At 71.3% G+C, this 14,825-nt stretch carries 10 protein-coding genes; 4 read left to right on the forward strand and 6 right to left on the reverse strand.

Features of this window, described 5'->3' with window-relative positions; translation table 11 throughout:
- Nucleotides 1-51: 51 nt before the first annotated feature.
- The 5 genes from CU044_RS09735 to CU044_RS09755 form a co-directional block, all read right to left on the reverse strand.
- Nucleotides 52-2,109: a TetM/TetW/TetO/TetS family tetracycline resistance ribosomal protection protein gene (locus CU044_RS09735; RefSeq protein ID WP_129768086.1), complete on the reverse strand. Its 2,058-nt coding sequence runs from the start codon at nucleotides 2,107-2,109 to the stop codon at nucleotides 52-54.
- Nucleotides 2,110-2,335: 226 nt separating this feature from the next.
- Nucleotides 2,336-3,055, reverse strand: a complete 720-nt coding sequence (locus CU044_RS09740) for a class I SAM-dependent methyltransferase (RefSeq protein WP_129768087.1) — start codon at nucleotides 3,053-3,055, stop codon at nucleotides 2,336-2,338.
- Nucleotides 3,056-3,202: 147 nt separating this feature from the next.
- On the reverse strand, nucleotides 3,203-5,698 hold the full coding sequence (locus tag CU044_RS09745; protein ID WP_129768088.1) for a SpoIIE family protein phosphatase: 2,496 nt from the start codon (nucleotides 5,696-5,698) through the stop codon (nucleotides 3,203-3,205).
- A gap of 134 nt (nucleotides 5,699-5,832) precedes the next feature.
- A complete protein-coding gene (locus CU044_RS09750) occupies nucleotides 5,833-8,340 on the reverse strand; it encodes an MFS transporter (protein WP_193563918.1) in 2,508 nt (835 codons plus the stop codon).
- Nucleotides 8,341-8,643: 303 nt separating this feature from the next.
- Nucleotides 8,644-9,099, reverse strand: coding sequence for an SRPBCC family protein (locus tag CU044_RS09755; protein WP_129768089.1), 456 nt, complete (start codon nucleotides 9,097-9,099; stop codon nucleotides 8,644-8,646).
- Nucleotides 9,100-9,235: 136 nt separating this feature from the next.
- Between CU044_RS09755 and CU044_RS09760 the strand changes: the two genes are divergently transcribed.
- Entirely contained in the window at nucleotides 9,236-10,321 is a 1,086-nt protein-coding gene (locus CU044_RS09760; RefSeq protein WP_129768090.1) for an Rv2578c family radical SAM protein, read from the forward strand.
- 60 nt (nucleotides 10,322-10,381) lie between these two features.
- Entirely contained in the window at nucleotides 10,382-10,795 is a 414-nt protein-coding gene (locus CU044_RS09765) for a RidA family protein (RefSeq protein ID WP_129768091.1), read from the forward strand.
- Between the two features lie 205 nt (nucleotides 10,796-11,000).
- Here CU044_RS09765 and CU044_RS09770 read toward each other — a convergent pair whose 3' ends face one another.
- Nucleotides 11,001-11,567, reverse strand: a complete 567-nt coding sequence (locus tag CU044_RS09770; RefSeq protein WP_129768092.1) for an adenylosuccinate lyase — start codon at nucleotides 11,565-11,567, stop codon at nucleotides 11,001-11,003.
- Between the two features lie 437 nt (nucleotides 11,568-12,004).
- Between CU044_RS09770 and CU044_RS09775 the strand changes: the two genes are divergently transcribed.
- On the forward strand, nucleotides 12,005-13,786 hold the full coding sequence (locus CU044_RS09775) for a 3-hydroxyacyl-CoA dehydrogenase family protein (RefSeq protein ID WP_129768093.1): 1,782 nt from the start codon (nucleotides 12,005-12,007) through the stop codon (nucleotides 13,784-13,786).
- Nucleotides 13,787-13,937: 151 nt separating this feature from the next.
- Nucleotides 13,938-14,750, forward strand: a complete 813-nt coding sequence (locus tag CU044_RS09780) for a TetR family transcriptional regulator (protein WP_193563919.1) — start codon at nucleotides 13,938-13,940, stop codon at nucleotides 14,748-14,750.
- The last annotated feature ends 75 nt before the right edge of the window (nucleotides 14,751-14,825 follow it).

Here is a 14,825-nt window from a genome sequence, read left to right on the forward strand (position 1 = left end):
TCTCCAGGGGGAGAGACGTTTGACGGCATCGGCACGGGCGTCGGCGGGACGTTACACCCGTCGTACGACATGCAGCAGATACTCCTTGCGGTTGAGCGGATTGTGGTCCGTTCTGGGCCGGGCCGGGATGGTGTCGCGGACCGCTTCATAGTGGTCGAAGGACGCTTCGAGCACACCTTCTCCACTGGTCAGCGTAGGCAGCCGCTGTTCCAGTTCATGGACCCGGGCCGCCGGAATCTCCCCCTCCAGCAGATACGCGTGGCCGTTCGCCGACGAGGTGCGCGGGACGGCGCGCAGGCGCCCCAGGACGGGCAGTACGGCGCCGAGCGCGTCCGCCGGGAGGTCGAGCCGGAAGCGGTGCATCGGCTCGTACACCGTGGTGCCCGCCCTCTCCAGGGCGCTCATCAGCACCAGCGGGGTGAGATGGCGGAAGTCGCTGCCGGTGCTCGACATGCTCTTGTCGAAGACGCCGTGGGAGTGGCTCTGCCGGGGTGCGTAGCCGGAGTGCGTCATGGTGACCACGCAGTCGGTGACCTGCCAGCCGTGGATCCCCTGCCGCAGCGACTCCTTCACGGTGTCCTCCACGGCCTTCATGAACGCGTACGGCATCGACCCCAGCTCGACCTCCAGCCGGAATTCCACGCCCGCGCCGACGGGAGCGGGATCGACGCGCAGCCCGACGGTCGCCAGAAAGGGATTGGGATCCTTTCCCATGATCTCGGCGGCCGCTCCGCTGCCCGCGGGCCGTTCCACACAGATCGTCGTGGTCTCGCGGAAGGTGACGTCGACCCCGAATTCGTCCAGCAGCGTCGCCTGGATGACCTCTTTCTGCACCTCGCCGTAGAGGGAGACGGAGATTTCCCGCCGGATCCGGTCCTGCCGCAGATTGATCAGCGGGTCCTGTTCGGCGAGCTGGGTGAGCGCGGCGTACATCGCGCCCTTGTCGGCGGCTCGGCGGGGAACGACGACTGTTTCGAGCGTCGGCGGGGAGAAGAACCGGCGCTCCGCGGGGACGGCGGGCGGAATTCCGATCTCGTCGCCGATGCGGATGTCGCCGAGGCCCCGGAGCTTTCCGATCCGCCCGGCGGAGACCGACGCGCGCCGGACGGCGGACCCGCGGTCGAACACGCTGATCGCGGTGACCTTGTCCTCCATGTCCCGTACCTCGTTCACCGGATCGCCCCCAGCATGGCCCGCGGTATCGCTCTGCGTGTCGGTCTGCGGATCGCGGTGGTATCGCAGCAGGTCCCGCGTCCTTACCGTGCCCGAGAACATCCGTACGTATGCGATCTTCTCCCCTGCCGGCCCCCGTTCCATCTTGAAGACCGTGCCGGAGACGGGCCCTTCGGGATCGCCTCCCGCCCTGGGCAGCAGTTCCCTGATGCCGGTGATGAGCGCGTCCACACCCGCGCCGGTGATCGCCGAGCCGAAGTAGACCGGGTGCACGAGCGCCCGTCGGGTCTGGCCGGCCAGTTCTTCGCGGAGCCGGTGGTACGGGAGCGCCGCCGGGTCGTCCACGTACGCGGCCAGCAGTGCGTCGTCGTGCTCGGCGAGCAGTTCGGCGAGCCCGGAGGTGAACGCGGCGTCGCCGGCGCCGTACGGCACGGGCAGCGCGGCGCGTGTGCCCAGACCGGTGGCCGCCCCCATCGCGATCACCGACGGGGAGAGCTTCTCGGACATGGCCCGCAGCACCTCTTCGTATCGCGCGCCGGTGCGGTCGATCTTGTTGACGAAGATCAGGGTGGGAATGCGCAGCCGCCGCAGCGTCCGCATGAGCACCCGGGTCTGCGCCTGCACGCCCTCGACCGCGGAAATGACCAGCACGGCGCCGTCGAGCACGCCGAGGACCCGTTCCACTTCGGCGATGAAATCCGGGTGGCCGGGGGTATCGATCAGATTGACCGTGGTGTGGCCGACGACGAACGAGACGACCGCGGATTTGATGGTGATGCCACGCTGTCGTTCCAGCGTCAGGGAATCCGTCTGGGTGCTGCCGTCATCGACACTTCCGATCTCGTCGATGACACCGGCGGTGAAGAGCAGCCGCTCGGTCAGACTTGTCTTACCGGCGTCGACATGCGCCAGAATTCCCAGGTTCAACGTACTCATGGAGCGTCATGTCCTCTAGATAGGCGGTGGTGACCTTCCGGATGGGCATTGACGCTCCACGCATAATCTTCTCCTTGATCAATGGGCTGTCGCGGGGAGTACAGCAGAGGCCGCCGCGGGCGGCAACTCATTTCCGCGGCGGACCGGGGACCCGGGGGCTCGGACGACTCGACCGGACCCCGGGCGGGTGACTCGCCTGGACCGCGGGCTCAGGGGCCGGTGCGGTTCACTCGCGGGCGAGGATGTACCACCTGGCCGGCAGATCGATACGGGTGCCGTCCGGCAGTTGTTCCGTCTGGACCAGCGCGGTGTCCCCGTCCGCCAGGATCCGCAGCCCCGCCGCGCGCAGCAGCTCGGGCACTTCCTCGTCCCCGGCACCGGCCGGCCTGAGCCCGTGGTCGAAGACCCGCCGCAGCTTCGCGGGCGGGCCGCCCGGCCCCGCCGCGGCCTGCTGGAGCACGGCCTTGGAGGCACTGGTCAGCTCGGCGACGAACGCCCGGCCGCGCTCCCCCAGCAGCTCCGCGACCGCGCCCGCCACCGCCGGCCGGTCCTGGGGCTCGCTCTGGTGGATGACCGCGCGCATATAGACATTGGTGTCGCCCGTACGCTCCCGCAGCGCGCGCACCGCGTCGTGGTCGACCAGGTCGAGCTGCTGGAACTCCGCGGACTTCTCGGTGTCGGCACGCAGCGCGTGCGCGATCGCCGCGTGCGACAGGTCCACTCCGATCGCCCGTGCGAAGCGGGTGGCCAGATAGCGGGTCTGGGTGCCGTTGCCACAGCCGAGGTCGGCCACGGGCAGGGTGGTGTCGGCGTACGGCAGCAGCAGAGCGCTGTCCGGTACGGAGGTGAAGGACGGGTCCGAGTCCCAGATCGCCTCGCCGGGCGCGTCGGAGGTCTCCGCCCAGAAACCTTCCCATGCCTCGCGGTAACGCTGCGACACGTCCATATACGGCCTCCCCTGTTCCGGCCCGCCGAAGGCGGGCTGTAGAGGACCGGACTACCGTCCGCGCAGGTCGGGGGGCAAGGGGAAGGATGCCTCTTTCACACTCCGTTGGACCGCGCCCGTCCTTTCGCGCCGGGCGGGGGGCAGCCCTTACGTGCGCACCAGGGCCTGTTCGAACCAGACCGTCTTGCCGCGCGCGGAGCTGCTGGTGCCCCACTCCCTGGCCAGGGTGCTCACCACCCGCAGTCCGCGCCCGAACTCGTCGTCCCGGCCCGCGTCCAGCAGCGCGGCGGGGGCCGGCTCGTCATCGAGGACCTCGCACAGCAGCGCGTCCGTACGGACGAGACGCAGCCCGACCCGCCGGGACCGCGCGTGCTTCACGGCGTTGGTGACCAGTTCGCTGACCATCAGCTGGGCCGTCTCCACCGCGGCCGGCAGCTCCCAGTGGAGCAGCTGTCCGCGCACCAGCCGTCTGGCCCTGGCCACCTCGCGCGGATCCAGGGCGAGGTGGAACTCCGCGACGTCCCTGTCCGGGATGCCGTTCAGCCTGGCCATCAGGAGCGCCACGTCGTCCTTGCGCCCCTCCCGGGTGTTGAACGCGCGGATGATGGTGTCGCAGGCGTCGTCCATCGAGGCGGCGGGGTGCGCGGCGGAGGCGCAGAGCGCGGCCAGACCGTCCCCGACGTCCGCCCTGCGGACCTCGACGAGACCGTCGGTGCAGAGCACCAGCCGGTCGCCGGGCCCCACCTTCACGGTCGCGGTCTCGAAGGCCACTCCGCCCACTCCTATGGGGGCACCGGTCGGCAGATCGAGCACCTCGGCCCCGCCGCTCTCCGCGCGGACGAGCACCGGCGGAATGTGCCCGGCGTTGGCGATCTGGAGCTCGGACCTGATCGGGTCGTACACCGCGTACAGACAGGTCGCCAGATACAGTTCGCCGAGCCGCTGCGCCACGTCGTCGAGATTGCGCAGCAGTTGGGCGGGCGGCAGCTCCATGGTCGCCATGGTCCGCACGGCGGTGCGCAACTGGCCCATCATCGCGGCCGAGTTGAGCCCGTGCCCCATCACATCGCCGACGACCAGCGCGGTGCGCGAGCCGGGCAGCTTGACGGCGTCGAACCAGTCGCCGCCGATCCGGCCGAGCCGGGCGCCCGGCAGATAGCGGGTCGCGATGTCACACCCCGCCATGTGCGGCGGGACCCGCGGCAGCATGCTGTCCTGGAGTGTGTCGGCGACATTCTCCTGGTACGTGTACATCCGGGCGTTGTCGAGTACGAGCCCGGCGCGGGCGGCGAGCTCCGCGCCGGTCGTACGGTCCATGTCGTCGAACGGCTGCCGGTCGGGCCGCCGCATCAGCACCATGAAGCCGAGCACCACGTCACGCGCCTTCAGCGGGACGAGGAGCATCGACCGGTGGTTGATGAGAGGGCGCAGATCACGCTTCTCGAACTCGCCCGAGATCCGGTCGCCCGCCTCCTCGCTGAGGCGCGGGATGAGCACGGGCTCGCCGGTGCTCATGCACTGGAAGAACGGGGTGTGTTCGGGGAAGGCCATGGCCTCGCCGATGGGCACGGTGTCGTCCCAGCGGCCCGGTTCGTCGTTGTGCTCGACCCAGACCCGGTGCCAGACGGTGGTCGCGTCGGGCGGTCCGTCCGGGAAGCCCTCCCCGGCGAGTACGGCGGCACGCAGATGCGTACCCGCGAAGTCGGTGAAGCGGGGCACGGCCGCGCTGGTGACCTCGCGGATGGTGTGGGCCAGATCGAGGGACGAGCCGATCCGGCCGCTGACCTCGTTCAGGAACTCCAGCCGCTCGCGTACCGCCGCGTATTCGAGGTCCAGCTCGGGACGGGGGACCGGCCGCCGCCGGGAATCCCCGTCCCCGCCCCCGTCCAGCGGCTCCGTCACGCCGAAGCGGCCCGCGGGCCGCTTCGGCACACCCCAGTCCGGGGTGACGGGCACCAGGTCGTGGTAGCTGAACTCCAGGACCGGATAACCGAGTTCGAGGACCTGCGCGACGATGCGACCGGATTCGGCGGGACCCATGTTCGGCAGGATGTCCGGCAGCCGCCGGGCCAGCGCCTCGGCGTCGGGGAGCTCGGTGTGCAGGGCGAAGGCCGGAGAGATCCGCCGGTCACCGGCCCGGCCGTCCGCGCCTGCCCGGCTCTCCGTGCCGTCCGGGCCGTTGGCTCCGGCATTCTTGAACTGGGCGGCGTCCGCGGCGAGTACGAGATGGCGCCCGGTTCCCGGGCCGACGAGCGGATACACCCACCACACCACGTCGAGCCGGTCGCGGCCCCGCTCGGAGAGCGTCGCGTACCCCGCGGTCGGGTAGGAGCCGCGGCGGTGCAGCCCCGGGCCGCCCTCGCCACCGGTATCGAGGACGGTGCCGATCTCGATGTCGGTGTCGGTGTCGTACATGCCGTGCGCCACGCCGCGTTCCTCCGCGGCGAGGGCGCCGGCGACCGGCATCAGATCGGTGGCCGGCTGCCCCACCGCCTCGTCCTTCGCATGGCCGAAAAGTCTCCGTGCGCCGGTCGACCAGTGCGAGACCAGGCCGTCCCCGTCCACGACGACCACGGCGAGCGGAATCCGGCCGGCCGCGGCGGGCCGCTGCCGCGACGCTCCCGGCGGAACACCACTGTCCATGGGTGGGAGGCTCCTTCCCTGCCGCCAGGATCCGCGGCTCCGCCCTCCACGGTACGGCCCTGCGCGGGGTTGCGCGGGGCAATGAACTAATCAGTAGTGCGCCCGCGCACAACCCCCTGTTGACTGAAATTCAGTCAGTCTTCGTGGCCGAGTTGGAGATCGCGTTCGGTACGTCCGCCGCCCGCCACCTGGAGCACCGTGGCGACCGGCGGATAGCCCGCGGCGATCACCGTGTACTCACCCGACGAGAGATCCACGAACCGGAACGTGCCGTCGGCGCCGGTGGTGAGGGTGTCCACCACATTGCCCGCCGCGTCGAGCAGGGTGACCCGCGCGTCCTCGACGGGACGGCCGCCCCCGGCGCGTACGGTGCCGCGCAGCACCGCCCCGCCGGCCAGCTCGATGTCCTGCCGGGTCTCCCGGGACGCCTGCACACTGACCGGCAGCGCGGCGGGCCGGAAGGCGGGGGCGCTCGCGGCCAGGGTGTACTCGCCCGCCACCAACTCCGAGATCACATACGCGCCCTCGCGTCCGCTGCGGGTGCTCGCCACCACCTCGCCCCGTACATCCGTGAGGGTCACGGCGGCGTCCCGCACCGGCGTGCCGTCCGCGGTGAGCACGGCCCCGGCGAGCCGTCCGGCGCCACCGAGGACCACGTCCAGTTCGACGGGGCGTTCGCCGACGGTGACCGTGACGGCCTGGGGCTGGTGCCCGCCGGCCGCCGCGATCATCACGTACGAGCCGGAGCCGGGCACGCTCAGCGCGTACCGTCCGTCCTCGCCGCTCGCACCGCGCCCGATCTGCTTGCCGTGGACGTCGATGAGGGTGAGGGCGGCGCGGGGCACGGTGGAGCCGTCGTAGTGCTGCACGGTGCCGCAGACCGCGACACCCGAGATGTACGGGGCCGGTCCCGGTGCGGCGGGGATGCCGGGGTCGGACGCGCTGCGCGCGGCGGGGACGGTGCCGGACTCGGCTGCCGAGACGTTCTGGGACACCAGCGGTTTCTCCTTGAGGAAGAAGGCGATCAACAGGCCGAGGACGAGCACCGGCACGAGATAGAGGAAGACCCGCGGCATCGCGTCCGCGTATGCCTGGACATAGCCCTCGCGCAGTGCGGGCGGCAGCGCGTGGACCGCCTGCGGGGTGATGGACTCGATGTCGGGGAGGCCGGCGTCCGCGGGGACACGGTCGGCGAGGGCGTCGGCGAGCCGGTTGGCGAAGAGCGTGCCGAAGACGGCGGCGCCGACACTGCCGCCGATCTGCCGGAAGTAGTTGTGGGCGCTGGTGGCGGTGCCGAGGTCGGCGGACGGTACGGCGTTCTGCACGGCGACGATCAGTACGGGCATCACCATCCCCGTCCCGAGACCGAGGGCGCCCTGCGCGATACCGCACTCCAGCATGGACGTGTCGGCGTCCAGCCTGGACAGCAGCAGCATCCCGGCCACCGAGAGGGCCCCGCCGAGCACCGGATAGATCTTGTAGCGGCCGGTGCGGCTGATGAGATGGCCGGAGGCGATGGAGGCGATGACGACGCCGCCCATCATGGGCAGCATCAGCAGACCGGACTCGGTGGCGCTGGACCCCTCGACCATCTGGAGATAGGTCGGCAGATAGCTGGCGGCACCGAACAGCGCCACGCCGACCACCGCCCCGACCAGGCTGGTGATGTTGAAGACGGAGTCGCGGAACAGCCGCAGCGGGATGAGGGGTTCGGCTGCGAAGCGCTCAACGACCAGGAAGAGCAGGGCAGTTCCGACGGCTCCCGCGGTCAGCCCGAGGATGACGCGTGAGCCCCAGGCGTACTCCGTACCGCCCCAACTGGTCAGCAGCATCAGGCAGATGGACGAGGCGGTGAGCAGCAGCGCGCCCAGGACGTCGAGCCGGGCGCGGGCGGTCGGTTTGGGGAGCTTGAGCACGACGGCGACGACGGCGAGCGTGACCAGGCCGAAGGGCACATTGATGTAGAAGCACCAGCGCCAGGAGACATGGTCGGTGAAGAATCCGCCGAGCAGCGGGCCGGCCACGGACGCGAGACCGAAGGCCGCGCCGATCAGCCCCATGAAGCGCCCGCGCTCCCGGGGCGGCACGATGTCCGCGATGATCGCCTGGACGCCGATCATGAGCCCGCCCGCGCCGATGCCCTGGATGGCGCGGAAGGCGATGAGTTCGTTCATGGTGCGCGACCAGCCGGCCAGCGCGGAGCCGATGACGAAGACGACGATGGCGAACTGGAAGACGCCCTTGCGGCCGAAGAGGTCGCCGAGCTTGCCGTAGATCGGCAGTCCGACCGTGGCGGTGAGCAGATACGCGGTGATCGCCCACGACATCCGGTCCAGGCCCTGGAGTTCACCGACGATCTTCGGCAGCGCGGTGGCCACGATCATCTGTTCCAGCGCGGCCAGCAGCAGGGCGAGCATCAGCCCGACGAAGACCAGCCGTACCCGGCGGGGGCTGAGGGCTTCCGCGGCGGCGGCGTCGGCGGGCGGGGGCGGCGGACGGTCGGCCGCGGCGGGGACGGGCGGTGGCGCGGCCCGTGCGGCCTCGTCGGCGCCGTTCCCGGCGCCGTCGGCACTGTTCCCGGCGCCGTCGGCACCTTTCCCGGGGCCGTTCCCGACGTCCTTCACCAGAGTGGTCCCGCCCACGTACTGCTCCCCTCGTCACACCTGCGCGGCGTCATTGTTCGCATTGCGCGCCAAGCAGGAGCAAGCGGGTTGCCCTCCCCTGAACGGGGTTGTGACGGGGGCGGGTTGACCGGTTGAGCTGACGCCGAGGCGCTCATCAGGAGCTTTCCCGCGACGCGTCGTGCGGGGGCACGCTACGGCGCCGCGGGGAAAACCACTCGAAACGGTGACCCCGGCAACTATCCGCCGGGAGGCACCCTCAAACCGCCCGAAGGCGGCCCGGGGGCAGGGGCACTCGGCCGGTCCCTGTCCTAAGGACAGGTATCAGTCCGTGCTGCCCTTCTCGGTCTCCTTGGCGAGCCGCGCGAGCACCTCGTCGTAGATGCGGCTCAGGCCCTTGGGGGCGAAGGTCCGCTCGAAGAAGCCGCCGATGCCGCCCGCGCCGTCCCAGACGGTGGTGACGACGGCCTTCGAGCTGCCCTCACCGGCGGGGGTGACGGTCCAGGTGGTGACCATGGAGGAGTTGCGGTCCTTCTCCACGAGCCGGCCGTCGCTGGGCTCGGTCACCTCCAGCAGACAGTCGCGGACGCGCTTGCTGGTGGCCTGGAGCCTCCAGTGGACGAGGGTGCCCTCGCCGTCGCCGCCCTCCCGGACCTCGTACTCGCTGAAGTGTCCGGGCAGAAGCTTCGCGCGGGTGTTCTCATAGTCGGCCAGAGTGTCGAACACCGTCTCCGGGTCCGCCGCGATGATTCGCTCCGTCGTGGCCTCGACCTGCGCCATGGCTTTCCTCCAGCACTCGTTTTCCGGTGGGGTGCGGCCAGCCAACCACCCTCCGGTACGCCCGCCCAAATCGCGGTTGCGGCGATCAAGGGAACGTGTGTTCTATTCTGTCGTCAGTGCTACCGAGGAGGCACCCATGCGCTGGGACAATCTGGTCGAGAACGCCTCGACGACCGGGCCGACCGGGCCTACCGGGGACATCGCGCTCTTCGGCACGGACGCCGTGACCACCCGAACCTTCGACACACCCGAGTTCCGCGGCATCACCTTCCACGAGATCCGCGCCCGTTCGATCGTGAACCGGGTGCCGGGCGCGTCCCGTATGCCGTTCGAATGGACGGTGAACCCGTACCGCGGCTGCACCCACGCCTGCGTGTACTGCTTCGCCCGCAAGACCCACAGCTATCTGGACCTCGACACGGGGCTCGGCTTCGACTCCCAGATCGTGGTCAAGATCAACGCGCCGGAGCTGGTACGCCGCCAGCTGGCCTCCCGCCAGTGGCAGGGGGCCCATATCGCGATGGGGACGAATGTCGACTGCTACCAGCGCGCGGAGGGCCGCTACCGGCTGATGCCGGGCATCATCACGGCCCTGCGCGACCGCGCGAACCCGTTCTCCATCCTCACCAAGGGAACCCTGATCCTGCGCGATCTCGAACTGCTCCGGGAGGCGGCGGCCGTCACGGACGTGGGCATATCCGTCTCCGTCGGCTTCGTCGACCAGGAGCTGTGGCGCACGGTCGAACCGGGCACACCCTCGCCCGAACGCCGCCTCGACGTCGTACGGGCGATGAGCGACAACGGCATCGGCTGCGGGGTGCTGATGGCGCCCGTGATCCCCTTCCTGGGCGACGGGCCCGACCAGCTGCGGGCGACGGTACGCGCGATCGCCGCGGCCGGCGCGACCTCCGTGACCCCGCTCGTCCTGCATCTGCGGCCCGGCGCGCGCGAGTGGTTCATGGCCTGGCTGACACGGCACCATCCCCATCTGGTGGCGCGGTACGAGCGGCTGTACGCGGAGGGCGCGTACGCCCCCAAGTGGTACCAGCGCCGGATCACCCGGCAGGTGCATGAGCTGGCCGACGAGTTCGGCATCGGTCCGGCGAGCCGTGGCGAGGCCCGGCGGATCACCGTGCCACGGGATCCGGACCTTCCGGGCCTGCCGGTCAGGCCGGTGGCGGCGGACCCGGGGCCGGCGGCCACGCAGCTCACGCTGCTGTAGAGCCGCCGGTCAGGGCACCCTCGTGGGTCCGTTGTCAGTGGCGTCGGCGAGGATGGGGCCATGACGGAACTCACGCATCTGCACTCCCCCGCCGGTGTCGCACCGGGCAACGGCTACAGCCATGTCGTCTGGGGCACCGGCCGGTTCGTCGCGGTCTCCGGCCAGTGCGCGTTCGACGAGGAGGGCGCGCTCGTGGGCGAGGGCGATCCGGCCGCCCAGGCGCGCCAGGTGTTCGAGAATCTGCGCCGCTGTCTCGCCGCGGCCGGCGCCTCGTTCGACGATGTGGTCAAGCTGACGTATTTCGTCACCGATGTCGCCCATCTGCCGGCGATACGGGAGGCACGGGACGCGGTGATCGACACGGCGCGTCCCCCGGCCAGCTCGGCGGTCCAGGTGTCCGCGCTGTTCCGACCCGAACTGCTCCTGGAGATAGAGGCGTTCGCGATCGTCCCGGATTCCGGCCCGCTTTCTTGAGGGCTCGGTTCGCCTCCGGGGCGCCTTTAGCCAACGTCGACGGTCGACCGTGCTCGATTCGCTCGTACCTCACGAACCTCCGCCCGCGCGGCGGAGCCGCATATCGGGCACAGCCTCCCTTTCGACGTCGGCGCGCCCCTTCGGCTCACTCGCCACCGGGAAGACCGCACCCGGAACCCAGCCCGCGGGTCGGGCCGGTGGTGCGTTACGCGAGGCGGCCGAGCGCGTCGGCCGCGGCGGCGGTCAGCCTCGGGTGACGCCCGGCGGCTTCCAGGGCGGGGCGCGCCCGGCCGTCGCCGAGCCGCCCCAGCCCCTCCACGCAGGCGAGCGCCACCCGCCAGTGCGGTTCGCCGGGCTCCAGCAGCCGTTCCAGCGTGCTGATCAGCGCCGGCACGGACTCGGGCGCGCGCAGTTCGGTGAGCAGCCGTACGGGGTGGAGCGCGTAGGCCGTGCGCAGCCCGTTGGTGGCGAGCGCGGCGGCGGCTCTGGGGGTGCGCGGGTCGCCGAGCCGTGCCAGGGCGTACGAGGCGGAGACGCAGCGCTCCGGATCCCGGTGGTTGAGGAGCAGCACCAGCGTCTCGAAGGCCCGCCGGTCCCCCGCGCAGCCGAGCCGGAATGCCGCGATCTCCCGTGCCCACAGGGGCTGTTCCGGCGCGACGAGGACGCCGGCCAGGGCCTCGGGGTCCTCGGTGGCGATCAGCCGCTCGCAGGCGGCGGAGCCCCGGGACTCGTCCCGCACCCGGTCCGCGAGCGAGCGGAAGTCCTCGTCCATCGGTCCAGCGTATCGATCCGGTGGATCGCTGTGGCTCCAAATAGCGTGCTCCACCGGCCACTTCGCGCCCGGACGAACGATTCCGGCCGTCCGTGACACGGCGCACAGCGTCCCCGCTATGGCGCGCTCGTTACTCGTCGGTTAGCCTCAGATGAGCGGATACCCTCCGCGGCTTTCGACGGCCTGGTGACGCAGCCGTCGTGAGTGCTGTCGGTTCAGCACGGCCGTGTGCGGCCATGTACGGCCACGCACGGCCACGCACGGCCACGCACGGCCACGCACGGCCTTCAAACGGCGGTGTACGGCGTGACTCCGGAACAGAGTCCGCCCGCCACACCGCCGCCACATCTCCGCGACCCGCACGCGCTCGCGCGTCCGGCGCCCGGCGCTCGCCGCGCGCGCCCTCAGCCGTCACTCTCATCCCCTGGAGTCCCGTGATGGACATCCCTCTCTCCACCATCGCCGTCGTCGGCCTCGGCACGATGGGCACCGGTATCGCCGAGATCCTCACCCGGGCCGGGCACGAGGTCATCGGTATCGACATCAGCGACGCCGCCGCCCTCCGGGCCGTCGCGGCACTCGACGCCTCCACCGCGCGGGCCGTGGAACGGGGGCGGCTCGGCGAGGAGGAGCGGCGGACCGTGCTCGCCCGGTTCCGTACCTTCTCCGATCTCCGGGCCGCCGCCGACGCCGAGCTGGTGATCGAGGTCGTGCCGGAGTCGTACGAGACGAAGCAGCGGGTCTTCCGCGAGCTGGACACGATCGTCAGCCCCACCGCGATCCTGGCGACCGGCACCAACGCGCTGTCGGTGACCCGGCTGGCCGCCGACTCCGCGCACCCCGAGCGCGTGCTCGGCCTGCACTTCTTCAACCCCGCGCCGGCGATGAAGCTCGTCGAGGTGGTCTCGTCGGTCCTCACCTCGCCGCAGGCGGTCGCGGCCGTCACGGCGCTCGCCCGGGAGCTGGGCAAGGAGCCGGTCGCGGTGGGCGACCGGCCCGGTTTCGTGGCGGACGGGCTGCTCTTCGGCTACCTCAACCAGGCGGCGGCGATGTTCGAGGCGAAGTACGCCTCCCGCGAGGACATCGACGCCGCGATGCGGCTGGGCTGCGGGCTGCCGATGGGGCCGCTCGCTCTGATCGATCTGATCGGGGTCGACACCGCCCGTACCGTGCTGGAGGCGATGTACGCGGCGTCGCACGACCGGCTGCACGCCCCCGCGCCGATCCTCGGCCAGCTCAGCGATGCCGGGCTGACCGGCCGCAAGTCGGGGCGCGGTTTCTATACGTACGAGGCGCCGGGCAGCGGCACGGCCGTGCCGGACGCGCTCACCCCGCGGTCCGGCCGGGAGGGCGGCGCGGGGCGGCCCGTCCGCTCGGTGGGCGTGGCGGGCTCCGGCACGATGGCGAGCGGTATCGCGGAGGTCTTCGCCAAGGCGGGATACGACGTCGTGCTCGCCGCCCGCACCCCGGAGAAGGCCGGGGGCGCCGTGTCCCGTATCGCGAAGTCCCTGGACCGCTCGGTCGGCAAGGGGCGGATGACGGCCGAGGAGCGCGCCGGCACGCTGGCGCGGATCACCCCGGCCGGTTCACTCGACGCGCTGTCCGAGGTGGACCTCGCCATCGAGGCGGTGGCCGAGGATCTGGAGGTCAAGCAGCGGCTGTTCGCCACGCTCGACAAGGTCTGCCGGCCTGGCGCGGTGCTGGCGACCACCACCTCGTCCCTCCCGGTGATCGCCTGTGCCCGCGCGACCTCGCGCCCGGGGGACGTCGTCGGGATGCACTTCTTCAATCCGGCCCCGGCGATGAAGCTCGTCGAGGTGGTCCGTACGGTCCTCACCTCCGACGAGGCGGTGGCCACCGTCCACGCCGTGTCCACGGCCGTCCGCAAGCACCCGGTGGACTGCGGCGACCGCGCCGGTTTCATCGTCAACGCGCTGCTCTTCCCGTACCTGAACAACGCGATCAAGATGGTCGAGGAGCACTACGCGACGCTGGACGACATCGACGCCGCGATGCGGCTGGGCGGCGGCTATCCGATGGGGCCCTTCGAGCTCCTCGACGTGGTCGGCCTGGATGTCTCGCTGGCCATCGAACGGGTCCTGCACCGCGCGTTCAGGGACCCGGGGCTGGCTCCGGCGCCACTCCTCGAACACCTGGTGGCCGCGGGCTGCCTCGGCCGCAAGACGGGCCGCGGCTTCCGCGAGTATGCCCGGCGCTGACCCGGGCGCGGGCTGGGGCGGGCTGCTCGATCCGGCGGACCGGGCACCGGACGGCAGGGCGCCGGGGACGGCGTCCGGCACGACCGGCGGTACACCGGGCGGTCCGCCCCCGCAGGCGCGCTCTCCTGCACCGATGCAGTACGTTCACCTCATGTCCCAGCCCGCCAAGTCCTCCCGTACGAACCCCAGGACCGACGTTCCCGAGAGTGCCGCCGGTACCCGCGCCGCCGCCCAACGGCTCAAGATGCGCCGTGAACTGGCGGCCGCGGCCATGGAACTGTTCGCGACCAAGGGGTACGAGGCGACGACCGTCGACGAGATCGCCGCGGCGGCGGGGGTGGCCCGCCGTACCTTCTTCCGGCACTTCCGCTCCAAGGAAGAGGCGATCTTCCCCGACCACGACGACACGCTCGTACGGGCGGAGGCGGTCCTCAACGCCGCCCCCGCCCATGAGCATCCGCTCGACACGGTCTGCCGGGGCATCAAGGAGGTCATGCGGATGTACGCGGCCTCCCCCGCGGTCTCCGTGGAGCGCTACCGGCTGACCCGCGAGGTCCCCACGCTCCGGGAGCGCGAGATCGCCTCGGTGGCCCGCTACGAGCGGCTGTTCACCCGCTATCTGCTGGGCCACTTCGACGAGCGCGACCACACCGACGGCAATGACGACCCGCTGCTGGCCGAGGTGGCCGCGTCCGCCGTCGTCACCGCGCACAACCATGTGCTGCGCCGCTGGCTGCGGGCCGGCGGCCAGGGCGACGTGGAGGCGCAGCTCGACCACGCCTTCGCGATCGTGCGCGACACGTTCGGTACGGGCATCGGCGCGGGCCGGACCATCGGCGGCAAGCCGGAGCATCTGGCGGCCTCGGCACGCACCACCGGGGACGTCCTGGTGGCGGTGGCGCACACCGACGCCCCGCTGGACGAGGTCATGCGCACCATCAGGCAGGCGCTCAGAAACGCCTGAGCGCCCCCGTTCATCACCCCGGCGCACCTCACCCGGCGCACCGGACCCACGAGGTCCGGTGCGCTTTCGTCTGCC

Origin of the sequence: Streptomyces sp. L-9-10, assembly GCF_004151105.1 — a bacterium.
Classification (GTDB): Bacteria; Actinomycetota; Actinomycetes; order Streptomycetales; family Streptomycetaceae; genus Streptomyces.

Coding starts and splice junctions, on each gene's coding strand:
- CU044_RS09775 (WP_129768093.1), top strand. CDS start 12,005: ATGGACATCCCTCTCTCCACCATCGCCGTCGTCGGCCTCGGCACGATG.
- CU044_RS09765 (WP_129768091.1), top strand. CDS start 10,382: ATGACGGAACTCACGCATCTGCACTCCCCCGCCGGTGTCGCACCGGGC.
- CU044_RS09735 (WP_129768086.1), bottom strand. CDS start 2,109: ATGAGTACGTTGAACCTGGGAATTCTGGCGCATGTCGACGCCGGTAAG.
- CU044_RS09770 (WP_129768092.1), bottom strand. CDS start 11,567: ATGGACGAGGACTTCCGCTCGCTCGCGGACCGGGTGCGGGACGAGTCC.
- CU044_RS09755 (WP_129768089.1), bottom strand. CDS start 9,099: ATGGCGCAGGTCGAGGCCACGACGGAGCGAATCATCGCGGCGGACCCG.
- CU044_RS09745 (WP_129768088.1), bottom strand. CDS start 5,698: ATGGACAGTGGTGTTCCGCCGGGAGCGTCGCGGCAGCGGCCCGCCGCG.
- CU044_RS09760 (WP_129768090.1), top strand. CDS start 9,236: ATGCGCTGGGACAATCTGGTCGAGAACGCCTCGACGACCGGGCCGACC.
- CU044_RS09780 (WP_193563919.1), top strand. CDS start 13,938: ATGTCCCAGCCCGCCAAGTCCTCCCGTACGAACCCCAGGACCGACGTT.
- CU044_RS09740 (WP_129768087.1), bottom strand. CDS start 3,055: ATGGACGTGTCGCAGCGTTACCGCGAGGCATGGGAAGGTTTCTGGGCG.